Below are 25,680 nucleotides of genomic sequence, written 5' to 3'. Positions count from 1 at the left end.
CTACTGATGGTAGTCGTGTTTTTGTATAGATGGCAATGAAATAATAAAGCAAGATCCGTGGTCGACTTCACTCATTACAGTAATATTCCCACCGTGTAGCTCTACAATTTCTTTCACGATAGATAATCCTAAACCAGTTCCGCCTGTAGCTCGTGATCTCGCTTTATCAACTCGATAAAAGCGGTCGAAAATGTGAGGGAGGTCTTCAAGCGGAATACCTTCACCTTCATCTTCAATTGTAATAGAAATACTTTTATGTTCTTCAGTAACAGAAATGTGGATAAGAGAATACTCTTTTGAATGTCTATAAGCGTTATTTAAAATGTTCACCACAACTTGTTCGAAGCGTTGTTCATCTAAGTTCACTAGCAGTGTAGGAGGACAAGAGAAAGAAACTCTAATGTGTTTTTCTTTATATATGGCATTTACTTTTTCAGCTATGCGAGTCAGGAAGGTGTGTAAATGCACTTCCTTTACTTGAATAGAAAAGTTATGTTGTTCCATTTGTGCAAGGGAAAACAAATCTTGAACTAAGTTTGTGATGTAATCAGACTCATCTTTTATAATAGATAAATACCGCAAACGTTGCTCAGGAGATGTTGCTTCTTTTGAAGCAATGTCAGCATAACCTCTTACGTATGTTAATGGTGTTCGTAATTCATGAGCAACACTTGCCAGAAATTCACTTCGCTCTGTTTTCATATAATGTAAATCATTTGCGAGTGTTTGAATAGATGATGCTAGTTCACCAATTTCATCATTTCGAGTAGTTGTTAATGAAACGGATAAATCTCCTTTACTCATTTTTTCAGTGGCATGTTTCATGTGTAACAATGGTTTTGTTAACAAACGTGATAATAGAAAGATGGTGATGGCTGTTAATAGAAAAGTAATGATCCCAGCAATAATGAATTGTCTTGTTAGCCCATTCACCATCTTTTCAATGGATTCTGTCCCAAGAAACATGTACACATAGCCTTCATGTTTTCCATCTATTACAATGGGACTAACTGTACATATATAATTAGATGTTTTCCAATGATTCTCTATAATTGCGCCTTCATGATCTGTCCGTGTTTGCATCTTTTCAATATGTCTTTTTATAGTAGTATTTATTTCGTTGGATTTAGCTAGTACATCCTTATTTGCATTTGTAATAACAACAGTCGTTTCGGCCTCGGATTCCATTAGCGCAACATGGGAGATTGTTTGCTTATCAAAATACTTTTCAAGGACATCTCTGTGACTATTTCCGCGCTTTAATAAAGCTGTCATTTCTTCATTTACTCTATTGTTGACAAGGCTATAATAAAGCAAGACAAATAGAACACTTTCGATTAAAAGTGTAACAATTAAAAAATAAAATCCGAGCTGAATAGAAATTCGCTTCATCGTTTTGCTCCTTAATCTAAAGTATCAACCCATCGATATCCGACTCCGTACACAGTTTTTAAATGATTATCAATAGGGAAATTTACTTTTCGTAATTTATCACGCAAATTACGAATATGTGAATCGACTGTTCTATCTTCTGTATTTGTATTTAATCCCCAAATTCGTTCAATGAGCTGATCTCGGCTTAATACGTAGTTCACATGACGTAAAAATAATCCGAGTAAAGAGAATTCGATTGGAGTAAGAAAAAGTTCTTCATTATGGACAGAAACGGAGTGCTTCGCTTCATCCCATATAATCCCGTGATATTGGATTTGTTTATGTTCATTTGTGCGCCTTAAAACAGCTTCAATTCTTGCGAAAAGTTCCTCCTCATGGAAAGGTTTCGTTACGTAATCATCCGCTCCGATTTTTAATCCTCGGACGAGATCTACAGTTTGATCACGAGCTGTTACCATAATGATAGGAACGTTACTAAATGAGCGGATTTTTTTGCACGTTTCCCATCCGTCCATCTTTGGCATCATAATATCGAGTAAAATAAATTTAAAGTTTTGATTTTCTATATGTGAAATCGCTTCTTCTCCGGATTGTGCACATATGCAGTTATATCCAATTGGAGTAAGATAAAGCGTTAATAATTCAAGCATTCGCGGTTCATCGTCTACGAGCAGTATATCAATCATAGAGAGCCCTCCATATATAATTTTTACTTAAATTGTAATGCAAAATCATGAAGAAATGGTGCAGATTGTAATGCGTCTGCATAATTTCTTCAGAATTGCTTGTTATTGTAAAGTTGAAATTCCATTTTAGGTAATGATATTGGCTCGAAAACGATTTATACGGAGGCGGTATAGTGAAAAAGATGACCCGAATCTTTGGGATAACAATAGTTACAGCAGTTGGTCTTGCTGCATGTGGACAAACGAACACGGATCATAAAAATCATGAATCGAAAGAAGAGAAGAAAACAGAGCAGAAGGAAATGAAAATGAATCAGGAGGTAACTGCACCGAAAGAAATGAATCAAGGTGCATCAAATGATTTATTAACGACAAGTTTCAAAAATGTAACGAGATTAAACACAAATGATCCTCTTCAAATGGCAGTATTAACTTCGCAGACGATATGGCCAGCAACACATAAAGAGAATCAGCCAGGCGCTATTATTTTAGTACCAGTAAACGAGTGGCAATTAGGTATTGCAAGTGCAGACCTTATTCATCATCCGAATAACGGACCGATTTTATTTATAGAAAAAGAAAAGGTACCCGAGATGACGTTAAAAGAAATAAAACGGCTAAATCCGCTCGGAACGAAAGATGGAACACAAATTATGGTGATGGGGGATATAGGGGCAGCCGCACTGGAGCAATTAAAAGATTATAAAGTAAAGCAAATAAAGGAAACGGATCCAGCTATCTTTGCTAAAGATGTTGATAAAGAGTATGCGGATATAACAGGTAGTTATCCGCATAGTGTTATTATCGGTTCGTCTGAAGAAGAAGGGCGTTTATATACAACACCAGCTGTAAACTGGATTTCTCATATGCCAGAACCATTACTTTATACAGAAAAGAATAAAGTGCCAGAAGCGACGATAGAGGCATTAAAGATGCGAAAAGATAAAGCAAATATATATGTACTAGGACCAGAAAAAATCATTTCAAAAGAAGTAGAAAAAGAGTTAAGCAAATACGGGAAAGTAACGCGTATTAGTGGAGAGACTCCAGTAGAAAATTCTATTGCATTTGCAAAGTTTAAAGATGAAAAAACAAAATTTGGATGGGGGTTCACAAAACCAGGTCACGGTGTATCATTTGTTTCAAGCAAAACACCAGACTTAGCAGTTGCAGGAGCACCATTTTCACATATGGGTAAACATGCCCCCGTTATCTTATTAGAGGAAGGAAAAGCTTCACAACCAGTGTATGACTTTCTTGCTAGTATTCAGCCGAAGTTTAAAGATGACCCAACACTTGGCCCGTATAATCACGGTTTCTTATTAGGCAGTACGAATGATATTTCATTTGAAACACAAGGTATATTGGATGAGAGGTTAGAGATTGTTCTGGAAAGTGGTCAAGGGCACGGTGGACATTAATAAAAGAAGCAAAGACGCTACTGAGGTAGCGTCTTTTTATTTAGGAAACTTTTACGTAGGACAAAATCTTCTACTCGTTATATAATCTGTCCTTAGATAAGGAGGGAATATATCGTAAGACACCGAAATTTGATAATTATAATCATTTTGTTACTTGAACCAATAGGAATTGTGATGAAGACTATTTTTGCATTGCGTTCCAAATATTGATTTGTCAAAAGTAATGAACTTTCTAAGAAAGGTGGTGAAAACAATGGTTAGAAAGAAAGCAGTGAAAGTATTACGTAAACAAAAGAAAAGAGAAGACATGCAACGTTTCACGCAGAAACAGAATATTGGACGAGCTTGCCTGACTGCAAAAGAATTTCGGTTACTTCAGCGCATGTCACATAGTTCAAAAGCATTGCGAAATGTTGGATTGTACACGATTAAACAAAGTTACTTGAATCATAACAAGATGGCTACTGTAAAAGAAGTGGACACTGCCATGCAAGCCGATATGAACTACTGGGGCATTCAATCAAACTCTGTTCAAGCGATTCGTAGAGCCTTATTTACAGAAGTGAAGAGCTTTTTTAAAGCAATGGAACAGTGGAAGAAAAAACCTGAAACCTTCGCAGGTCGTCCTAAGTTTCCGAATTATTCTTCTACAACTGACAAACGAATTATTGAAATCTATCAAGTTCCAAAAGTAGATGACAACGGGTATTGGATGATTCCGATGAGTGTTGCATTCAGAAAAAAGTTTGGTTCTATTCAAATACGTATGCCTAAAAATATAAGAAATAAAAAAATCTCCTACATTGAGATTGTACCGAAGCAAAAAGGTCGGTTCTTTGAGGTGCATTACACATATGAAATGCATGTTTCTCAAATGAAGAAAACACCCACGACCACAAGTATTGCTTTGAGTTGCGATTTAGGTGTAGATAGATTATTAAGTTGCGTAACCAATACAGGTGATGCATTTTTAATTGATGGAAAAAAATCAAAATCCATAAACCAATATTTCAACAAAATGGTATGTAATCTGCAACAAAAAAATATGGACAATGGAATTTCCAAACGTGTTGTAACGAACAAAATGGCAGCACTTTGGCATAAAAGGGAAAGACAAATAAATGGTTACATTTCACAAGCGGTAGGCCTGTTGTTCAAAAAAGTGAGAGAATTTGATATAGATACGATTGTTGTAGGGTATAACACGGGTTGGAAACAAAAATCTGATATAGGGAAAAAGAATAATCAAACATTTGTTCAAATCCCGTTTCATAAACTGATTGCAGCGATTGAGAATAAATGTATAAAAGAAGGTATACGATTTTTAAAACAAGAAGAAAGCTATACTTCAAAAGCTAGTTTTCTTGATAAAGATCCGGTTCCTGTTTTGTCTAAGGATGATAGGACGCATTATCGCTTTAGTGGCAAACGAATCACGCGTGGTCTGTATCGAAGTCAATCAGGAACATGTATTCACGCTGATATTAATGGTGCGCTGAATACATTGGAAAAATCAAAAGTTGTAGAATTGGATGACCACCTCAAAGTGAAAACACCGATTTTATTAGAAGTACAAAAACGTAAGGCTGTTGCTTCGCGCATAGCTTAGTGGGTGTGTCAACCATCCATGTGTACTCGACTTGTCGGGGCTTGTAGCACACGCCAGATTCATCTGAGTGGTGGCTTTTTCCGTAAGGAAGAACTGCTCTTTTTCGAAAGGGTGGTGCAAGTGGGAAAACAATCGTTCGTTGCCAGTACCAACCAAAAACATACTTGGGGTGTTACCGTATGGTGGCATGAATGCTGGAGCGTCAAACTGTCTAGCGATAGACGAAAAGACCTAGCGTTTGAACTCAAGCCCCCACTGAAATGCTTTATCTCAGTGGGGGTAGTTGACTTGCATTCAATATGGCAAAGATTCACGTGAAACATTTATATATTGAAAATAAGAAAATATACGAAATTCACGGCCAACTTTTCTTTGCATCTACGGCAGATTTTATAAAAATTTTTTCATTTGAGGAAGATGTAAAAGAAATTGAGTTGAATTTTTCTCACGCACACGTATGGGATGATTCAGCAGTGGCATCAATTGATAAAGTTATCATGAAGTATGAACAAAGTGGCGTGAAAGTAAGTATAACGGGATTAAATGAACGAAGCTCGAAGATTATTTCAAATTTAGCTACTTATAATAAAAGAATTGCTAGTTAGAAGCCTCCTTTTTAGGGGGCTTTACTATATAATATGAGTAGGATAACGAAAAGGGGATTCAGCATATGTACAAACAAATTATATTAGCATGTGACGGTTCTGAACATGCACTTCGAGCAGCGGAACATGCAACATATATTGCGAAATGTAGTGAAGAAACAAATGTTGAAGTTGTGTACGTAGTAGATAATAGAACAGCAAAATCAGATATTATACAAGGCCAAACGGATTTAGAAACAGTATCAGCTAGTCGAAAAGATAAATTAAAAGAGATTGAAAGTTTATTAAAGAAAGAGAACATTTCTTATAAAATTACGATATTACATGGCGATCCAGGAGATACAATTGTTCAATACGTAAATACAGGAGATATAGATCTTGTTATTGCTGGGAGTAGAGGGTTAAATACATTGCAAGAAATGGTGCTTGGTAGTGTCAGTCATAAAATAGCAAAGCGTGTGAAATGTCCGGTAATGATTATTAAATAAATTGAGTGAGATATTCTGTAGTGTAAGCAGGGCCTTGATATAATTCAAGGTCTTTTTTTGACGTATAAAAGGGGAGAGTGTGGACATAATAGATATAGATACATAAGTTTTGGAAAATATTAACTTACAAATTTGTAAGTTTGTTGTTAGGAAAATCGATGTTATGACAATTATTCCATTGGTAAAATAAAAATATCGAAGGGGAGAGAGGGAGGATGAAAAAGATGAAAGCACTTCAAAATTTATCATATAGCCAAGGTGTCAGTCTTATTTGTTTAGGGGGATTTGCTGCATCTGTTACGTTAGCTGTTGTAATAAAGATGATTCATCAAATCTTTTAATCTTAGAGTAGGGAAGGAATTGGTTGTTATAAATAGTAAGAAAAGGATTGTAAATAAAAAATAGCTCTTAGCAGTAAGTAAATGCTGAGAGCTATTTTTATGATTATTTTTCTACTTCTGGCTTCTCACTTGTTACAGTAACGTCTTTCCAATGTGAAGTTATTTGATTCACTTCAGCATTGACATCAAAATCTTTTACGCGCTTATTAACACCTGTTAAATCAAATGTGTAATGAATTGGAATCATCGGTGCTTCGTCATGAATTAATTTTTGCCATTTATCGTATACTTCTTTACGATATTTTTCATCAGTAGCTTTTTCTGATAATCCAGCATCTAATAACTTCGTATTTTCATCATTTACCCAGCGCTGATAGTTAAATCCAGCATTTTTACCCCATAGACCAGAAAGGTCAGGATCAGAACCAGTGTTCCAAGCACCAGAGAAAATATCAACCTTTGGATCATCTTTTTTAATCATTTCACGCATAGCATTAAATTCATGTAAGCGTCCATCAACAAGTTCTACTTTTAAGCCGATATCTTTCCAAGATTGGATATAGAATTTTGCAAGTGGTTCACTTGTTTCACTACCGTTACTAGCTAAGAAGTTAATTTTAAATTCATTACCTTTTGGATCTTCACGGAATCCGTCACCATTTTTATCTTTATAGCCAGCTTCATCTAATAGTTTTTTCGCTTTATCTACATCTAAGTTATATGCGCCAGCATTGTTATTATGGTACTTTGGCATAGATGGTGGAATTGGAGAGTTAGCTGGAACACGAAGTCCGTGATATACTTTTTCTCCTAATTTTTCTCTATCAATTGCATAAGCCATTGCTTGACGTAAACGAACATCTTTGAACTTATCGTTATCCATTACAGCTTCATTCTTTGCTTTGTCCATATGTCCAAATTTAAATCCGATATAAGTGTAAGCAAGCGCAGTTTTTCCTACTAGTTGTGTATTTTTTAATTTACTTACGTTTGGATATTGATCAGCAGTAATTGATGCAATATCAATATCACCTTTTTTCAGAGATGCACTAACAATAGATGGATTTACAACTTTTAATGTTACATTTTTTAGTTTAGGTTTGCCAGCCCAGTAATCATCGAAGCGCTCATACTCAACTGATTCACCAGGAACAATTTTCTTCACTTTAAATGGTCCGAATCCAATTGGGTTTTGACGGATCTTATCAGATTCAGCCAGTTTTTCAATTGGTACATCACCTAAATATTTTTTAGGTGTAGGATATGTCCAAATACCAGTTTTCAGTGAAGGGTTTACTTCTTTATAAGTAATTGAAATTGTTTTTGGGTCGACTACTTTAATACCAGAGATTTTGTCAGCTTTTCCAGCGTGATATTCTTCCATACCTTCAATCATTTGCATTTGTGTATCGTAACGGATACCTGTATATTTACTATTACCAATGATTAAGTAAGAATATTCTAAATCCTCAGCGGTTACAGGGTTACCATCGTGCCATTTTACATTATCTTTAATCTTAATAGTAATTGTTTTTTTATCTTCAGAAATTGTATACGTTGCAGCACCGTCATTTGTGATTTCCCAGTTTTTATCTGAAGCTAATAAACCTTCATCAAAGAAATCCATAATTTCTGAATCTGGAGCAACTTCATACAATACTCTACTTAAAACACCAGCGAAAGGTGAATTTGAAACGAGTCCATAAGTTAATGATCCGTCTTTAATTTCTTTACCATCATTTTTTACAGCAGCACTAAATTTATTTGTTTCTACTTTTTTCGTATTTGCCTTTTTGCTACCGCTATCAGCACCCCCACATGCAGATAGTAATAATGTTGAAGCAGCAAGTGTACTTAATACTTTGTACAATTTTGGTTTGTTCATAACTTCTCCACCCCTTAACCTTTTCTTTGTCTCGCATCAGCCGCACGTTTTAACGCTTGACCAATAAAATTTATACACAGCATCAACACTAAAATCATGATTGATGCGGGTAACCAAATCCACCATTTTTCTTGCAATACATCTGGGTTTGTTGCGTAACTTACAAGTGTACCAAGACTCGGTGTGCTTTCTGGTAGACCGAAGCCTAAGTAAGTCAAACTAGATTCAATCCCGATGTTACCAGCAAGATTTAATGTAATATTTACGATAATAATAGAGCTCAAATTAGGTAATATTTGCTGGAAGATAATTTTCCAATTTGGTGTTCCTAACGTTTTTGATGCAGATACGTAATCAAGTTCTTTCTCCGTTAATACTTTAGAGCGTATAAGCCTTGCTTTTCCGACCCATAAGAAAGCCGTCATTATGAGAATAAATGTAGTAATATTGAAAGTTGGAACGAGTGAGATAAATACGATAACAATCATTAAGAATGGTAAAATCATCATAAAGTCGATAAAACGCATGATGATGTTATCAACAACTCCCCCAAAATAGCCAGCAATTAGTCCCATCGTAAGACCGATAAGGGTTGATAAAAGAGTAATGGCTAAACCAACTGTAAAGGAATTACGTGTACCAATAATTAATTGTCCGAAAATATCACGGCCACCATAATCAGTTCCTAGCCAATGTTCAGCTGAAGGAGGATCATAAATGGCGAACAGATCAACTCGAACGATATCTTCTTGTTTCATAATAAATGAAGTTGCGTAAACGGCTATTAATATTAAAGCTAAAAAGAATAGGGAAAACATTGCTAGTTTATCTTTACGAAATTCGCGCCACATAATGGAGAAACCAGAAGGGCTCTTTTCGTAATGAATGACTTCAGTTTGTTTTTCAGGATTTGCTAACATAACGTTTCTTCACCTCCATTAATCAATACGAATACGTGGATCAACGATGCTTAGAATAATATCGGAAAGAAGAGTCCCGAGTAGCGTTGCGAATCCAGTAAATAATACAAGAGCAGTTACGACACTGAAATCACGTTGAGTAATAGATTGGAAAAATAGTTGTCCAATTCCTGGGTAGCCGAAAATATTTTCTAGAATAATAGAGCCACCAACTAAACCTGTAATTTCATATCCTAAAAATGCTGCAATTGGTAAAAATGAATTTCGTAAAATATGTCTGGAATATACTTTAGATTCTGGTACACCTTTTGCTTTTACTGTGCGTACAAAATCTTTATGTTTCGTATCAATAATTTCACTTCGTAAATATTGTACAGTTCCTACAGTGCCAATTAATGCCCCAGATAAAGCTGGTAAAATCATATGATTTAATTTACTTAAATAGTAATCAAATGATCCGGCTGCCACTTGTGGATCAACGCTACCACTTGTAGGGAAGATCGGGTATAAAAAGCCGAATAAGAATAACATTACTAATCCGAAAATAAATAGGGGTGTACCAAATCCTAAAAAGTTATAGAGTGTAATGAGTCGATCAGCCCACGTATCATTCCAACGCCCACTTATAACGCCAAGTGGAATGGCGATTAAATAAGTAAGAATAAGAATTAGAAGAGCTAACAGCACTGTATTACCAAGGCGTTCCCCAATAATATCTGTTACTTGTATTTTATGTGCGTAAGAAATGCCGAAATCTCCTTGTACGGCGTTTGAAATCCACCTTACATATTGTGTGGGAATAGGATCATTTAACCCAAGTTTCTCACGTTGTTCTTCAATTACTTTTGGATCGGCTTTTGGGTTTGCTAGTTCAGCGCCACTTAATGCATCACCTGGCATTGCTTTAGCAAGTGTAAAGACGAGTACGCTTAATACGAATAATTGCGGTATCATAACTAAAATCCGGCGTAATATAAATTTCCACATGTTTTATCACTCCCTTATGGTAATGCCACCCGGTGAGTTGGCGAGATTGGTTTTAAATCGTAAGCACGTCCATTTTCATTGAAATAATTTTCGTATGATTTTTCGTACTCAGTGCTTACTTCACGACGCAATTTACGCTGTTGTTCGCGGTTTTCCGGACGAATATCAGGAATAGCTGATATTAGGCGCTTCGTATAGATGTGCTGTGGGTTATTATAAATTTCAGCACTAGTTGCTTCTTCCACAATGCGTCCGCGATACATAACACCGATACGGTCACACATATGGCGAATTACACCTAAATCATGACTAATAAATAAGTATGTTAGTCCGAGTTCAGATTGTAAATCTTGTAAGAAGTTTAAAACTTGCGCTTGTACTGACACATCAAGTGCAGATACAGGTTCATCTGCGATAATAAGCTTCGGTTTTAGTGTAAGTGCGCGTGCAATACCAATCCGCTGTCTTTGTCCACCGGAAAATTCATGTGGGTATTTATAAATAGACTCTGGATTTAAGCCAACTTTATCAAGATAATCTTGAACAGCTCTACGCTCTTCATCAGGTGAGAGTTTCTCAAAATTCCGAAGTGGTTCAGCGATAATATCCATAACACGTTTCTTCGGGTTTAAGGATGAATAAGGATCTTGAAAAATCATCTGAATATCTTTTCGCTGTTCTCTTAGTTCTGAGCGACTTAATTTTGTTAAATCTCTATTATTAAAATGAATGCTACCGCCTGTTGCTTTTGTTAAGTGCATAATTGCTTTTCCAGTTGTTGATTTGCCGCTCCCAGATTCCCCAACGATTCCGTACGTTTCGCCAGGTTGTAGTTCGAAGCTTACGCCATCAACAGCACGAACGTAATCTAATGTACGACCGAAAACACCACCTTTAATTGGAAAGTGTACTTTTAAATCTTCTACTTTAAGCAGTGCCATGAGTTACGTCATCTCCTTTCTTATCTTGGAAGTTAAAATGTTTGTAGCAAGTGCAACGTACCCAATGGTCTGGTTTTACTTCATGTAAAACGGGATTTTCTTCATGTTGATCAGGTCTAATCCACGGAATTCGTGCTTGGAATCGACAACCTGTGCGAGGTAACTTAGCTAATGTCGGCACAACACCTTGAATAACATGTAATTTTTCCTTTTCAGCATACGCAGATGGAATAGAGTTTAATAGAGAACGAGTATATGGGTGAAGAGGGTTATTAAAAATTTCTTCAACTTTTCCTGTTTCTACAACTTGTCCAGCGTACATAACGACGATACGATCGGCTGTTTCTGCGACAACACTTAAATCATGAGTAATTAAAATGATGCCCATTTTCGTTTGTTCTTGAATAGATTTTAGTAAGTCTAAAATTTGTGCTTGGATGGTTACGTCAAGAGCCGTTGTTGGCTCATCTGCAATAATAAGTGCTGGGTTACAAGCAATTGCAATTGCGATAACAATTCTTTGTCTCATTCCGCCAGATAATTCGTGTGGGTATTGTTTATATGTAAGTTCTGGTTTTGGAATACCAACTTGATGAAGTAGTTCTAAGGTACGTTCTTTCTTTTCAACTTTTGAAAGGCTTGTGTGGTAGTCTAAATTTTCTTCGATTTGTTTTCCAACTGTCATAAGAGGATCGAGTGCTGTAAGAGGTTCTTGGAAAATCATACCGATGTTTGATCCGCGTACTTTATTCATCTCTGCGGCTGACATCGTTAGTAAATCCTTATCTCTATAGTTAAGCTGCCCTTGTAATTTTGTATTTGCTTCATTATGCAGTCGCATAATGGAAAGGGCAAGTGCACTTTTTCCGCAACCTGATTCACCGACTATCGCGACAATTTCATTTTCATGGACTGTTAACGAAACATCATCAACTGCGGCATGATATTGATCTTGTATGCGAAAGGAAGTCTGTAAGTTTTCAATGCGAAGAAGTGGATTCTTCATGGCTATCCCTCCATCTTTCTGAAAAGACTAAATATTTTGTATGTTGTTATTTTAATATAAATTGACAATGTTTGACAAGAGAAAGTTGAGAAAATATTCAAAAATCTTTTTATATAGAGATTGGATGCATGTATATAAGTAGTTGGAGTGTTTTGAAAACGCTAACATGTATAAGAAAGGGAAATAAATCTTTTGTAAGAAAAAAGTATTATATGTAGAAAAAAGAGAGATGTTCTGTAAAGAACAGTCTCTCTTTTTTTGGTAAGAATAATATTAGTGCTTAAGCTTGCTTTTGTTTTGGAGATCCTGTCTTTAAAGTAAGAGCAAGGAAGAACATTGCAAGTACACAAGATGCAAGTAACAAGATGAATCCGCCATCCCATCCAAATGCATCGACGATAAAGCCCATAGCGGCACTAGCGAAAGCTGCTCCGCCTAAGTAACCGAAGAAGCCAGTTAAGCCCGCTGCAGTTCCAGCAGCTTTCTTTGGTGCTAAGTCAAGAGCGTGTAGACCAATTAACATAACCGGTCCGTAAATTAAAAATCCAATTGCAACAAGTGCGATACTATCAACCATTGGATTACCAGGAGGGTTTAGCCAGTAAACAAGAACGGCGATAAATACACCAACCATAAATAAAATACCAGCAGGTGCGCGGCGTCCTTTGAATAGTTTATCACTCATCCAGCCGCAAAGAAGTGTACCTGGAATACCAGCCCATTCATATAGAGCGTAAGCTGTACGTGAACTACTATGAGTAAAGCTTTTTTCTTCTACTAAATAAGTAGGAGCCCAGTCTACAACACCGTAACGTACGAAATATACGAAAACGTTCGCAATCGCGATGTACCATAAAAATTTATTGTTTAGTACGTATGTAAATAAAATTTCTTTTACCGAAAGTTCGCGTTCGCGATCTTGTACTTTTTCATCTGGTGGATATTCTCCAGTATGTTCTTCAATAGAAGGTAATCCACAAGATTGAGGTGTATCTCTCATCGTAATTAATACATAAATACCAACTAAAATTGAAAGAATACCTGGGAAGTAAAAAATACTTTTCCAGTCATTTGCAAAGAAATATAACCCTAATGTTACAAGGGAAGGCATAAGTGCGCCACCGACATTATGAGCGACGTTCCAAATAGACATTTTTGTACCACGTTCACTAATAGAGAACCAGTGAACCATTGTACGACCACAAGGAGGCCATCCCATCCCTTGTACCCATCCATTTAAAAACTGAAGTACAAACATAAGTATAATGCTCGTTGTAATGAAAGAAAATGAGCCGAAAACAATATTAATGATACCTGATAAAAATAGCCCAGCTGCTAAAAAGTAGCGAGGATTACAACGATCGGATACGATACCCATAAGAAATTTACTTAATCCGTAAGCGATAGAAACTGCTGAAAGGATAACCCCAAGCTCCCCTTTACTAAAGCCTTGTTCAATTAAGTATGGCATTGCTAGTGAAAAGTTTTTTCGAACAAAGTAATAACCTGCATAGCCGATGAAGATACCTAAAAATACTTGTAAACGTAATTTACGGTATTCACTATCAACGCGATCAGCTGGTAAGCGTTCCACGTGGGGCGCAGGTTTAAAGAATTGTGTGAAAAACATAAAATGAAAATCCTCCCCAATTTAATTCGAAGTGTTGTAAGTCAGAGAGAATATAAAAAGGCCATGAAATATAAAAAAGTTTCCTTTTTTATGATTCATAGCCGTGTACTCCGATTCTCCGTGACTGTCAATATTAACTTCGACGAAAATTATACAACTTTGTGACAAAAATGTAAACGTTTTTATAAATAAAAAGTGTTGACGGATTTTGTTCGCGGTATTAATATTTAAATACATTAAATATTTTGGTGCTTAAATAAGAGGTGGATAACATGCCAAATGATATGACGCATATCGATAAAATTCAAGCTCTTGCTTTTTCGATTGGAAAGAAAATGCAGACAGAGTTATTAGAACAAATGCAAGCAACAGGACTTACACCACCGCAGTTTTATATTTTAAAGATTTTAGATCATTATGGAGCTTCAAGGGCGACAAAATTAGCGAAAAAAATGTATGTAAAGCCTAGTGCAATTACAGTGATGATCGATCGCTTAATTGACCAAGAGCTTGTCGAGCGTTATCACGATAAAGATGACCGTCGTGTTGTCGTCATTGAGTTAACAAAAAAGGGGAAAGCTAGGGTAGAAGAGGCGATGACTGCTCGTAATGAGCACATTGCAAAATATTTCTCACATTTAGAGTTGCAAGAAAGAGAAGATTTGTTACGCCTTTTTGAGAAGTTAGAAACTATTATTTGCGGGACACAAGAGGAAAAAGAGAAAAAATAAGAGGAATTGAGGAGATTACATGGAGCAACAAGACAATATAAATAGAAAGTTGTTGTTAGTCGGTTTAGTAATTGCGATGCTATTTGCTGCCTTAGATGGAACAATCGTTGGTACAGCAATGCCACGTATCGTTGGTGAACTAGGCGGATTAAGCTTAATGACGTGGTTAACAACAGCTTATATGTTAACATCAACAACAGTTGTACCAATTGCAGGTAAATTAGCGGATTTGCTTGGTCGTCGTAACGTATATATAACAGGGTTAGTTATCTTTATGGTTGGCTCAGCATTATGTGGTATGGCAAATGGTATGACAGAATTAATTATTTTCCGTGGTATTCAAGGTCTTGGCGGCGGTATTATGATGCCGATGGCTATGATTATTATCGGAGATATGTTCACGGGGAAAGAACGTGCGAAATGGCAAGGTATTTTTGGTGCGTTATACGGTCTTGCTTCTGTAATTGGACCACAAGTGGGTGGTTGGATTGTAGATGCAGTGAACTGGAGATGGGTATTCTACATTAACTTGCCAGTTGGTATTTTAGCAACAATCTTTATTGCAATGGGATTAAAATCACATAAACAAACAGGACCAATTAAAATTGATATTGCTGGGATCTTTACGATGATTCTCGGTGTTGTCAGTTTATTACTGGCATTAACGTTTGGTGGAAAAGATTACGCATGGGATTCTTGGCAAATTATCGGGTTATTTGCATTAGCTTTAATTGGTATCGTTAGCTTTGTTATTGTTGAAACGAAAGCAGAAGAACCAATTTTACCGATGCATTTCTTTAAAAATCGTACATTTACATTACTAAATGCGATTGGATTTTTTATGAGTATTGGAATGTTCGGTGCGATTATGTTCGTACCATTCTTCATGCAAGGAATTGTAGGAGTAAGTGCAGCTGAATCAGGAACAATTATGACGCCAATGATGATTACAATGATTGTGATGAGTATTATTGGCGGGCAACTTGTATTAAAAGTTGGTGTAAAACCACAAATTATTACAGGAATGCTTATAATGGCTGGAGGATTCTGGTTATTAACAACGATGGATATGCACACAACTAAATTGACTGCTACTTCTTATATGATGGTTATCGGTTTAGGAATGGGTCTTGTAATGCCGACATTAACATTAGCGTTACAAGAAAGCTTCCCGAAAAAAGATCTTGGTGTCGTAACATCATCAAGTCAGTTCTTCCGTCAAATCGGCGGAACATTTGGTATTACAATTTTAGGATCAATCATGAATAACACTTCAGGTACAACATTAACAAAGAATTTAGTACCTGTATTAGATACATTCCCGAAAGAAGCGGGACAAATGGTAACGAAATTTAAAGATATGATTCATACAGATCCACAAGGTTTATATTCAATGTTATTTAGTCCAGAGGCATTAAAACAAATGCCAGAAGCGTTCGCTAACAGCATTGTACCGATTTTGAAAAACTCTTTAGTAGACTCACTTCATACTGTATTCTTAACAGGATTAGTATTTATCGTAGTAGGCGCTATCTTTACAATTTTCTTACAGAAGATTAAACTGTCAGATCGTAAAAAAGATGCTAAAGAGCCAGCTACAGAAGAAAAAGAACAAACTATATCATATTCGTAATGAAAAAGCATCGCCTTATGGCGGTGCTTTTTTGAGTATAACCTTAAAAGCTTTTTCGTGAGAAATGATTGACGTATTTCTAGAAATACGTTATATTATTTTCTGTAAACGGTTACATGAAATGGAGAGGGAAAAGAATGAGTACGATTAAAGACGTTGCGAAATTAGCGGGAGTATCTGTTGCGACCGTTTCCAGAGTGTTAAATAAAAATGGATATGTTCATGAAGATACATTAAAGAAAGTAGAACGAGCGATTGAGATGCTAGATTATAAACCTAGTACAGTAGCACGCTCACTGTATAATAAAAAATCTCGTTTAATTGGCTTAGTTGTTCCAAATATCGTGAATCCATTCTTTCCAGAAGTTGCACGTGCCGTAGAAGATGTAGCTCATAAGCAGGGATATACGGTTGTACTTTGTAACTCTGATGAAAATTTAGAGAAAGAAAAGCAATATATTGATGTACTTAGGCAAAATAATGTGGACGGATTTATTGTAGCAACAAATCCACAAAATAGTGTTAATTACATGAATTTGTCAGTACCAGTCGTTGCAATTGACCGTATGTTTAATGAGCGTATACCTGCTGTGTATGCAGATAACTATGCGGGAAGTCAGGCAGCGACAAAGCTATTAATAGATAAAGGCTGTAAACATATTGCGCATATTCGTGGACCGCGTGACGTAAGCACAGCGAATGAACGTTTTGAAGGCTTTGTAGACGTTATTACACAAAATAATCTTTCTTATATGATTGCAGAGAGTACATTTGATCCAGCTAATAGTGAGCGTGTAGCAGTGGAACTATTAGAAGAATATCCGCATATTGATGGTATTGTTGCTGGGAATGATTTAATTGCAATAGGTATCGTCAAGGCTGCGCTTCAAAAGGGAATTTCTATTCCGGATGATTTACAAATTATCGGATTCGATGGAATTTCTTTAACAGAGATGATGTATCCATCTATTACAACTGTTGCACAGCCAATTTACGAAATGGGGAAAATTGCAACAGAACTACTGTTAGATCAGATGGAAGGAAACGTATTAGAAGAGAAACATTATCGTTTACCGATTGAAATTATAGAACGAAATACAACGAAGTAAGGAGATGAAATAGATGCCAAATATTGCAGTAGTAGGTAGTATTTCAATGGACTTAGTGGCCGTTTCAAAAAAACGTCCGAAAGCAGGGGAAACAGTAATTGGTGAAGCATTTCATACAATTCCAGGAGGGAAAGGAGCTAACCAGGCGGTTGCTGCAGCGAGATTAGGCGCAAATGTAGCGATGGTTGGAGCGGTAGGAGACGATAATTATGGAACTGTAGTTAGAAAAAATTTAGAGAACGAACGCGTTTTTATCGACTATGTGGTACCGGTTACAGATACGGCGACAGGAATTGCTCATATCGTTTTAGCAGAAGAGGATAACAGTATTGTTGTCGTGCAAGGAGCGAATGCTCTTGTCAATGAGTCGGTTGTAAATCGTTCAAAAGATCTTCTTACAAAAGCAGATATGGTTGTGCTTCAACTAGAGATTCCACTTGAAACAGTAAAATATGTATTGGCTATTTGTGAGGAACACAAAATCCCGGTTATGTTAAACCCAGCGCCAGCACAAGTGTTATCAGAAGATATTTTAGAAAAGGCAACTTATATTACGCCAAATGAACATGAGTGCCGCATTGTATTAGATGATTTCACATCACCAATTGAAGAGTTACTGGCTAAATATCCAAACAAACTATTGATGACAGAAGGTTCTAACGGTGTACGTTTCCATAATGGTACGGAGATTGTACATGTTCCTAGCATTGCTGTTGATGTAGTAGATACGACTGGAGCTGGTGATACATTTAATGGTGCATTAGCAGTTGCGCTTTCTGAAGGAGAAACACTTCAAAAAGCAATTCGTTTTGCGAATATTGCTGGTGGTCTTTCTGTAACGAAACTTGGGGCGCAAGGCGGTATGCCAACGAGAGATAAAGTACGTGAAGTGCAGGTGATTGTCGGATGAAAAAGCACGGCGTATTAAACAGTGAGATTGCATCAATCCTTGCTTCACTTGGGCATACGGATACGATTGTAATTGCTGATTGCGGTTTACCAATTCCTGATGGAGTAAAAAGAATTGATTTAGCTGTTGAAATTGGAAAACCTAGCTTTTTAGATGTATTGCAAGTGGTAGCGGATGATATGGCAATTGAAAAAGTGACGTTAGCAGAAGAGGTTATTAACAATAATGCGGAAATAAATAAAGAGATTGAGCTGAAATTAGTAGAGCCAGCGCTTGAATATGTATCTCATGAACAATTTAAAGAGCATACGAAAAAAGCGAAAGCTATTATTCGTACAGGCGAGGCTACGCCTTATGCCAATGTAATTTTACATGCAGGCGTGATTTTTTAATAAAGGGAAGTGATGGGAATGCGTATTGAAATGAAAAATATTTCAAAGGCGTTCAATGGCAATCCTGTTTTGAAGAATGCACAATTTATGATTGAAACAGGAGAAGTCCATGCATTGATGGGGGAAAATGGAGCGGGTAAATCAACGCTCATGAAGATTTTAACAGGTGTATACAAAAAAGATGGTGGAACAATCACGATTGATGGGCAAGAGCACACCTTTAAAAATGCGAAAGAAGCTGAAGAGTACGGTATTGCATTTATACATCAAGAATTGAACATATTATCGAATTTAACAGTAGCTGAAAATATGTTTCTCGGTAAAGAGTTAATGTATGGAAAGACAGGGATTTTGCGTACACGTCAAATGAATGCGATTGCGCAGCAGCAACTAGCGGAACTAGGGTTACATGTAAAAGGTGCTATGTTGGCAGGAGAGTTATCGGTTGGACAACAGCAAATTATCGAAATTGCGAAAGCATTAATGACAAACGCGAGCGTTATTATTATGGATGAGCCTACAGCGGCATTAACAGATCGTGAAATTGAAACGTTGTTTACTGTCATTAATAAATTACGTAAAGAAGGCGTTTCGTTCGTGTATATCTCACACCGAATGGAAGAAATTTTTTCAATATGTGATACCATTACGATTTTACGTGATGGGGAATACGTCGGAAAGAGATCCATTCCGGAAACATCGTTTGATGAAGTAGTGAGTATGATGGTGGGGCGCAGCATTGGTGAACGTTACCCAGAACGGAATAGTCAAGTTGGCGATGTTATTTTTGAAATCCGTAATGGAACGAAAAAAGGGAAGTTTGAAAATGTTTCGTTTCAAGTGAGAAAAGGTGAAATCCTTGGTGTAGCTGGCTTGATGGGAGCTGGCCGTACGGATATTATGAAAGCGATATTTGGATACGAACCTTTAGATTCTGGCCAAATTTTTATAAATGGGCAAGAAGTAAAGATTGATAGTCCGATAGATGCGATTAGACAAAGAATCGCATTCATTACAGAGGATAGAAAATCTGAAGGGTTAGTGCTAGATTTCTCAATTCGAGAAAATTTAGCTTTACCAAATTTAGAAAGTCTTTCAAAGGGAAGTGTTCTAAGCGACGAACTAGAACAACAGTTTACAGCGGACATGATGAAACTTCTTAATGTGAAAGCATCTAGTGGAGAACAAGCGGTGAAATCTCTTTCTGGTGGAAATCAGCAAAAAGTTGTTATTGCAAAATGGTTAGGTATCCACCCGCAGTTACTCATTTTAGATGAGCCAACAAGGGGTGTTGATGTTGGAGCAAAAAAAGAAATTTACTCTATTATGAATAAGCTTACCGAGCAAGGAGATGCCGTTATTATGGTATCATCTGAGCTTCCAGAAGTTTTAGGGATGAGTGATCGCGTTCTTGTTATTCATGAAGGAAAAGTCGGCGGCATTTTAGAGAAAGATGAGGCATCACAAGAGTCTATTATGGCACTAGCTACAGGGGGAGAGTAAGGATGGCTAAGAAGGGGAATGTATTACAACAACTTGGGTCTTTAATTGGACTAGCGCTAATTATTATAGTCATTACGGCTTTAAATCCAGCGTTTATTGAAATCCCAAATTTATTTAATATACTGCGCCAAGTATCGATTAATGCGCTTATTGCATTCGGAATGACCTTTGTAATTTTAACAGGGGGTATTGACTTATCGGTAGGTTCTATTTTAGCATTATCAAGTGCACTTGTTGCTGGAATGATGGCAAGTGGCATGGACCCGTTCCTTGCGATGGCAGTTGGATTATTAGCTGGCCTTGTAATGGGAATTGTAAACGGTATCATCATAGCGAAGGGAAAAGTAGCTCCATTTATTGCGACTTTAGCAACAATGACTATTTTTCGTGGGTTGACGCTTGTTTATATGGACGGACGTCCGATCACTGGTCTTGGTGATCATTTAATGTTTCAAATGTTTGGCCGCGGTTATTTTCTCGGTATTCCGGTACCAGCTGTTACAATGATGATCGCTTTTGCAGTACTGTACTTTATTTTGAAGAAAACGACATTTGGCCGCCGTACATTTGCAATTGGTGGAAATGAAGAAGCAGCAGCACTATCAGGTATTAATGTTACGAGAATTAAAGTAATGATTTACGGTCTTTCCGGAATTTTGGCAGCGCTTGCAGGTATTGTCTTAACATCACGATTAGATTCTGCACAGCCGACTGCAGGTACTTCTTATGAATTAGATGCAATTGCAGCAGTTGTATTAGGTGGAACAAGTCTTTCTGGGGGAAGAGGATGGATTGTTGGTACATTCATCGGTGTACTTATTATCGGTGTACTAAATAACGGTTTAAATTTATTAGGTGTATCTTCTTTCTTCCAACAAGTTGTAAAAGGACTTGTAATCTTATTAGCTGTATTAATTGATCGTAGAAAAGAAGCGTAATGGAGGGACAGTTCATGAAGAAATGGTTACTTATACTCGTTGCATGTATTATGGTCATTACTGCTGGTTGTTCAATGGAACCGCCAGAATGGGCAAAGGATTCTAGCGATAAAGGTCGAAATAAAACTATTAAAGTTGGATTCTCTGTTTCAACTTTAAATAATCCCTTCTTTGTAACTTTGAAAAAGGGTGCAGAAAAGAAGGCGAAAGAAAGCGGCATTGAATTGATTGCTGTTGATGCACAAAATGATGCAGCAAAGCAAACAAATGATGTTGAAGATTTAATTCAAAAAGGTGTCGATGTAGTTGTTATTAACCCGACCGATTCAGATGCTGTTGCTTCAGCAGTAAGTGCTGCAAATGCAGCGAACGTTCCTGTTATTACAGTAGACCGCGTTGCAAATTCAGGTAAGGTTGTTTCTCACATTGCCTCTAATAACATCGAAGGTGGTCAAATGGCTAGTGATTACATTCGTGAATTAGTCGGCGAAGGAGCAAATGTTGCTGAGTTAGAAGGCATCCCTGGATCTTCTGCTGCTCGTGAACGTGGGAAAGGATTCCATAACGTAGCCGATAAGTCTTTAAAAGTAGTTGCCAAACAAGCGGCTGATTTTGATAGAGCGAAAGGATTATCTGTTATGGAAAACATTTTGCAAGCAAATAGCGATATTAAAGCCGTGTTTGCTCATAACGACGAGATGGCATTAGGTGCACTTGAAGCATTGAAGTCTGCTGGAAAAACAGATGTAGTAGTTGTTGGATTTGATGCAACAGAAGATGCTGTGAAAGCGGTTAACGATGGGCGTATGGCTGCAACAGTTGCTCAAAAACCGGAATTAATCGGAGAGAAGGCGATACAAACAGCAAAAGAGATAACACAAGGTAAAAAAGTGGACAAATCTATTCCGATTGAATTAGAGCTTATTAAGAAAAATAAATAAATATAAAATGAAAATTAGGAAGGAAGAACAACAAATGAAATTCTTTATTGATACAGCAAACATTAACGAAATTAAAGAGGCAAATGAATTAGGCGTATTAGCTGGAGTAACGACAAATCCATCACTTGTAGCAAAAGAAGGCGTAGATTTCCACGAGCGCATTCGTGAAATTTGCAACGTCGTAGAAGGACCTGTAAGTGCAGAAGTAATTAGTTTAGAAGCAGATAAAATGATCGAAGAAGGAAAAGAGTTAGCGAAAATTGCTCCAAACGTTGTTGTAAAAGTTCCAATGACAACAGAAGGTTTAAAAGCAGTAAAAGCGTTCTCTGACTTAGGAATTCGTACAAACGTTACATTAGTGTTCTCAGCAGTTCAAGCATTACTTGCAGCTCGTGCTGGTGCAACATACGTTTCACCATTCTTAGGTCGCTTAGATGATATCGGTCATAACGGTATGGACTTAATTCGCCAAATCGCAGAAATCTTTGCAATTCACGGTATCGAAACAGAAATTATCGCAGCATCTGTACGTCACAGTGTTCACGTAACTGACGCAGCATTAAATGGTGCACATATTGCAACAATCCCAGCAAACGTAATTGCTTCATTAGTGAAGCACCCATTAACAGATCAAGGAATTGAGAAATTCTTAGCTGATTGGGAAAAAACACAAGAGAAATAATAGAAAATCAAGAATCCTAGTTTAATTGACTAGGATTCTTTTTTTATTTAAAAGAATTTTCATGCAATTTTGCATATTGTCTTTTAAATTTTTTATATAAGCTATTTAATATATATCAAATCACTTTTTATGTTTCATATTTCGACATAAAACGGTAGAAGTTCTGACCAGAAAACTGGAGGGCATGATTCTATAACAGAAAGCTTAACGTTTATAGAATTATGCCTTTTTATCCCGCATTAACGGTCAGTAAGACTCCCACCTCAAAATTCAGCTGGGGCAAAGAAGTTAGGTGGGAAATCAACTGCCCGTAAATGCCCGATTGGTTCAACTAATAATCAGTGGGGATGAACAAACTCCCCACTGATTAAAGTTTCACTTTATATAGGGAGGGCAGTAAACAGGGATTTCGACAAAAATGCACTTATTTATCTGAATTTTAAGTTTTATAAAAGGAGAGAAATAGAATGAGAAGAAAAGCGCCATTTAAAGTGTTATCGTCATTAGCAATTGCGGCAATTATCGGATGTACATCTGTCATGAGTGCTCCATTAGCATACGCAGAAACGCCAGCAAAAGAGAAAGAAAATGTATCTACAACACCAATTGATTACAACTTAATTCAAGAAGATCGTTTAGCGGAAGCGTTGAAAGAAAGAGGAACAATTAATCCAGCATCTTCTAAGGAAGAGACGAAAAAAGCTGTAGAGAAATATATTGAAAAGAAACAAGGGGATCAGGCAAATAAAGAAATTTTCCCAGCCGATACTGCTAAAGAGGCATCTGATTTCGTGAAAAAAGTAAAAGAGAAAAAAATGGAAGAAAAGGAGAAAGTAAAGAAACCTGAAAAAAATGTTAGCCCTGAGCAAAAGCCTGAACCAAATAAAAAACAATTGAATGGGCAAGTTCCAACATCTAAAGCAAAGCAAGCGCCGTATAAGGGATCTGTTCGAACAGATAAGGTATTAGTATTACTCGTTGAATTTAGTGATTATAAACATAATAATATTGATCAAACGCCAGGGTATATGTATTCGAAGGACTTTAGTAGAGAGCATTATCAAAAGATGTTATTTGGTAATGAACCATACACGTTATTTGATGGTTCGAAAGTAAAAACATTTAAACAATATTACGAAGAGCAGTCTGGTGGTAGTTATACGACAGATGGATATGTAACGGAGTGGCTAACTGTTCCAGGAAAAGCATCTGACTACGGTGCGGATGGTAGTAGTGGTCACGATAATAAAGGACCAAAAGGCGCACGTGATTTAGTGAAAGAAGCTTTACATGCAGCTGCTGAGAAAGGGTTAGATTTATCTCAATTTGATCAGTTTGATAGATATGATACAAATGGTGATGGGAATCAAAATGAGCCTGACGGTGTAATTGATCATTTAATGATAATCCATGCAGGTGTTGGTCAAGAAGCTGGTGGTGGTAAATTAGGCGATGATGCCATTTGGTCACATCGTTCAAAATTAGCAATAGATCCAGTAGCAATTGAAGGGACAAAATCAAAGGTAGATTACTTTGGTGGCAAAGTAGCAGCACATGATTACACAATTGAACCAGAAGATGGAGCAGTAGGTGTATTTGCGCATGAATTTGGACATGACCTTGGCTTACCAGATGAATACGATACGAAATATACTGGAACTGGTTCACCTGTCGAAGCTTGGTCACTCATGAGTGGGGGAAGTTGGACAGGGAAAATTGCAGGAACAGAGCCAACTAGTTTCTCACCACAAAATAAAGATTTCTTACAAAAGAATATGGGTGGCAACTGGGCAAAAATTTTGGAAGTAGATTACGATAACATTAAGCGTGGTGTAGGAGTTCCTACATATATCGATCAAAGTGTTACAAAATCAAATCGTCCAGGCGTTGTACGTGTTAACTTACCAGGTAAAAGTGTCGAAACGATTAAGCCGGAGTTTGGAAAGCATGCATATTACAGTACAAGAGGAGATGATATGCATACAACACTAGAAACACCATTCTTTGATTTAACAAAAGGAACAAATGCAAAATTCGATTATAAAGCAAATTATGAGTTAGAAGCAGAGTGCGATTTTGTCGAAGTACATGCAGTAACAGAAGATGGAACGAAAACATTAATTGATAGACTTGGAGAAAAAGTAGTCCAAGGAGATAAAGATACAACAGATGGGAAATGGATAGATAAATCATATGATTTAAGTCAATTTAAAGGAAAAAAAGTGAAACTGCAATTCGATTATATTACAGATCCAGCTGTAACATATAAAGGTTTCGCGATGGATAATGTAAATGTAACTGTTGATGGACAAGTAGTATTTTCTGATGATGCAGAAGGAACACCTAACATGCAGTTAAATGGATTCGTTGTTTCTGATGGAACAGAGAAAAAAGCTCATTATTACTACTTAGAGTGGAGAAACTATGCAGGATCAGATAATGGATTAAAAGCAGGAAAAGGTCCAGTGTATAATACAGGTCTTGTCGTTTGGTACGCAGATGATAGCTTTAAAGATAACTGGGTTGGGGAGCATCCAGGTGAAGGCTTTCTTGGTGTTGTAGATTCGCATCCAGAGGCACTTGTTGGCAATTTAAACGGAAAACCAACTTACGGTAATACAGGTATGCAAATTGCAGACGCAGCATTTTCATTTGATCAAACACCAGCATGGAGTGTAAATTCATTAACACGTGGACAGTTTAACTATTCTGGATTACAAGGTGTTACAACTTTTGATGATTCAAAAGTATATAGTAATAAACAAATTGCAGACGCAGGAAGAAAAGTTCCGAATCTTGGACTTAAATTCCAAGTTGTTGGACAGGCAGAGGATAAATCAGCAGGTGCTGTTTGGATTAAACGTTAATAACAGAAAAGCACATTCTTCATATGAGGAATGTGCTTTTGAATTTGTACAGTAAGTTAT

22 protein-coding genes and 1 pseudogene are annotated in these 25,680 nt (G+C 36.8%); 15 read left to right on the top strand and 8 right to left on the bottom strand.

The window, feature by feature from the left end; translation table 11 throughout:
- Positions 1-1,392 (bottom strand): sensor histidine kinase, encoded by a 1,392-nt coding sequence (locus tag PDK19_RS15650; RefSeq protein ID WP_000822569.1) that lies wholly within the window; start codon positions 1,390-1,392, stop codon positions 1-3.
- A gap of 11 nt (positions 1,393-1,403) precedes the next feature.
- Positions 1,404-2,081, bottom strand: coding sequence for a response regulator transcription factor (locus PDK19_RS15645; RefSeq protein ID WP_000565452.1), 678 nt, complete (start codon positions 2,079-2,081; stop codon positions 1,404-1,406).
- A 173-nt stretch (positions 2,082-2,254) separates the two neighbouring features.
- Between PDK19_RS15645 and PDK19_RS15640 the strand changes: the two genes are divergently transcribed.
- The 5 genes and pseudogenes from PDK19_RS15640 to PDK19_RS15620 all read left to right on the top strand — a co-directional run bounded on the left by PDK19_RS15640 (position 2,255) and on the right by PDK19_RS15620 (position 6,545).
- Positions 2,255-3,502: a cell wall-binding repeat-containing protein gene (locus PDK19_RS15640; RefSeq protein ID WP_074568106.1), complete on the top strand. Its 1,248-nt coding sequence runs from the start codon at positions 2,255-2,257 to the stop codon at positions 3,500-3,502.
- A 253-nt stretch (positions 3,503-3,755) separates the two neighbouring features.
- The gene (locus tag PDK19_RS15635; protein WP_000251806.1) at positions 3,756-5,111 is read left to right on the top strand and encodes an RNA-guided endonuclease TnpB family protein; all 1,356 of its coding nucleotides are present in this window, start codon (positions 3,756-3,758) and stop codon (positions 5,109-5,111) included.
- 290 nt (positions 5,112-5,401) lie between these two features.
- Positions 5,402-5,716: pseudogene (locus PDK19_RS15630) on the top strand (STAS domain-containing protein); the annotation flags it as partial.
- Positions 5,717-5,781: 65 nt separating this feature from the next.
- Complete coding sequence (locus PDK19_RS15625) at positions 5,782-6,204, top strand: universal stress protein (RefSeq protein WP_000278002.1); 423 nt, start codon at positions 5,782-5,784, stop codon at positions 6,202-6,204.
- Positions 6,205-6,419: 215 nt separating this feature from the next.
- Entirely contained in the window at positions 6,420-6,545 is a 126-nt protein-coding gene (locus PDK19_RS15620; RefSeq protein WP_000738301.1) for a DUF4027 family protein, read from the top strand.
- Between the two features lie 103 nt (positions 6,546-6,648).
- Here PDK19_RS15620 and opp4A read toward each other — a convergent pair whose 3' ends face one another.
- From opp4A to glpT, 6 genes are all read right to left on the bottom strand, one after another.
- Positions 6,649-8,430 (bottom strand): oligopeptide ABC transporter substrate-binding protein, encoded by a 1,782-nt coding sequence (opp4A, locus tag PDK19_RS15615; protein ID WP_049112125.1) that lies wholly within the window; start codon positions 8,428-8,430, stop codon positions 6,649-6,651.
- Positions 8,431-8,444: 14 nt separating this feature from the next.
- Positions 8,445-9,350, bottom strand: a complete 906-nt coding sequence (locus tag PDK19_RS15610) for an ABC transporter permease (protein WP_000880731.1) — start codon at positions 9,348-9,350, stop codon at positions 8,445-8,447.
- An 18-nt stretch (positions 9,351-9,368) separates the two neighbouring features.
- Positions 9,369-10,337 (bottom strand): oligopeptide ABC transporter permease, encoded by a 969-nt coding sequence (opp4B, locus tag PDK19_RS15605; protein WP_000265445.1) that lies wholly within the window; start codon positions 10,335-10,337, stop codon positions 9,369-9,371.
- Positions 10,338-10,351: 14 nt separating this feature from the next.
- Positions 10,352-11,278: an ABC transporter ATP-binding protein gene (locus tag PDK19_RS15600; RefSeq protein ID WP_001196380.1), complete on the bottom strand. Its 927-nt coding sequence runs from the start codon at positions 11,276-11,278 to the stop codon at positions 10,352-10,354.
- Positions 11,265-12,284 (bottom strand): ABC transporter ATP-binding protein, encoded by a 1,020-nt coding sequence (locus PDK19_RS15595; protein WP_000795378.1) that lies wholly within the window; start codon positions 12,282-12,284, stop codon positions 11,265-11,267. The genes PDK19_RS15600 and PDK19_RS15595 overlap by 14 nt, the downstream gene beginning before the upstream one ends.
- Positions 12,285-12,564: 280 nt before the next feature.
- Positions 12,565-13,914 (bottom strand): glycerol-3-phosphate transporter, encoded by a 1,350-nt coding sequence (gene glpT / locus PDK19_RS15590; protein WP_000466377.1) that lies wholly within the window; start codon positions 13,912-13,914, stop codon positions 12,565-12,567.
- A gap of 272 nt (positions 13,915-14,186) precedes the next feature.
- Here glpT and PDK19_RS15585 point away from each other — a divergent pair, with 272 nt between their 5' ends.
- The 10 genes from PDK19_RS15585 to inhA2 all read left to right on the top strand — a co-directional run bounded on the left by PDK19_RS15585 (position 14,187) and on the right by inhA2 (position 25,620).
- Positions 14,187-14,645, top strand: coding sequence for a MarR family winged helix-turn-helix transcriptional regulator (locus PDK19_RS15585; protein ID WP_001132363.1), 459 nt, complete (start codon positions 14,187-14,189; stop codon positions 14,643-14,645).
- A gap of 19 nt (positions 14,646-14,664) precedes the next feature.
- Positions 14,665-16,278: an MDR family MFS transporter gene (locus PDK19_RS15580; RefSeq protein WP_000437625.1), complete on the top strand. Its 1,614-nt coding sequence runs from the start codon at positions 14,665-14,667 to the stop codon at positions 16,276-16,278.
- A 137-nt stretch (positions 16,279-16,415) separates the two neighbouring features.
- Positions 16,416-17,387 (top strand): ribose operon transcriptional repressor RbsR, encoded by a 972-nt coding sequence (gene rbsR / locus PDK19_RS15575; protein WP_000104021.1) that lies wholly within the window; start codon positions 16,416-16,418, stop codon positions 17,385-17,387.
- A gap of 13 nt (positions 17,388-17,400) precedes the next feature.
- Entirely contained in the window at positions 17,401-18,297 is an 897-nt protein-coding gene (gene rbsK / locus PDK19_RS15570; protein WP_001132856.1) for a ribokinase, read from the top strand.
- Entirely contained in the window at positions 18,294-18,689 is a 396-nt protein-coding gene (rbsD, locus tag PDK19_RS15565; RefSeq protein ID WP_000716156.1) for a D-ribose pyranase, read from the top strand. Before rbsK ends, rbsD begins: the two co-directional genes overlap by 4 nt.
- A gap of 18 nt (positions 18,690-18,707) precedes the next feature.
- Positions 18,708-20,192 (top strand): ribose ABC transporter ATP-binding protein RbsA, encoded by a 1,485-nt coding sequence (rbsA, locus tag PDK19_RS15560; protein WP_074568119.1) that lies wholly within the window; start codon positions 18,708-18,710, stop codon positions 20,190-20,192.
- A gap of 2 nt (positions 20,193-20,194) precedes the next feature.
- On the top strand, positions 20,195-21,130 hold the full coding sequence (locus PDK19_RS15555; protein WP_001074626.1) for an ABC transporter permease subunit: 936 nt from the start codon (positions 20,195-20,197) through the stop codon (positions 21,128-21,130).
- A gap of 14 nt (positions 21,131-21,144) precedes the next feature.
- Positions 21,145-22,071: a ribose ABC transporter substrate-binding protein RbsB gene (rbsB, locus tag PDK19_RS15550; protein WP_262722907.1), complete on the top strand. Its 927-nt coding sequence runs from the start codon at positions 21,145-21,147 to the stop codon at positions 22,069-22,071.
- Positions 22,072-22,105: 34 nt separating this feature from the next.
- On the top strand, positions 22,106-22,753 hold the full coding sequence (fsa, locus tag PDK19_RS15545; RefSeq protein WP_000667670.1) for a fructose-6-phosphate aldolase: 648 nt from the start codon (positions 22,106-22,108) through the stop codon (positions 22,751-22,753).
- Between the two features lie 467 nt (positions 22,754-23,220).
- A complete protein-coding gene (gene inhA2 / locus PDK19_RS15540) occupies positions 23,221-25,620 on the top strand; it encodes a M6 family metalloprotease immune inhibitor InhA2 (RefSeq protein WP_049112110.1) in 2,400 nt (799 codons plus the stop codon).
- Positions 25,621-25,680: the final 60 nt, after the last annotated feature.

It is taken from the genome of Bacillus cereus group sp. BcHK124, assembly GCF_027712065.1.
Lineage (GTDB): Bacteria > Bacillota > Bacilli > Bacillales > Bacillaceae_G > Bacillus_A > Bacillus_A pacificus.
Note: the sequence above shows the minus strand (reverse complement) of the source record. Positions and strands in the feature narration are given on the sequence as shown.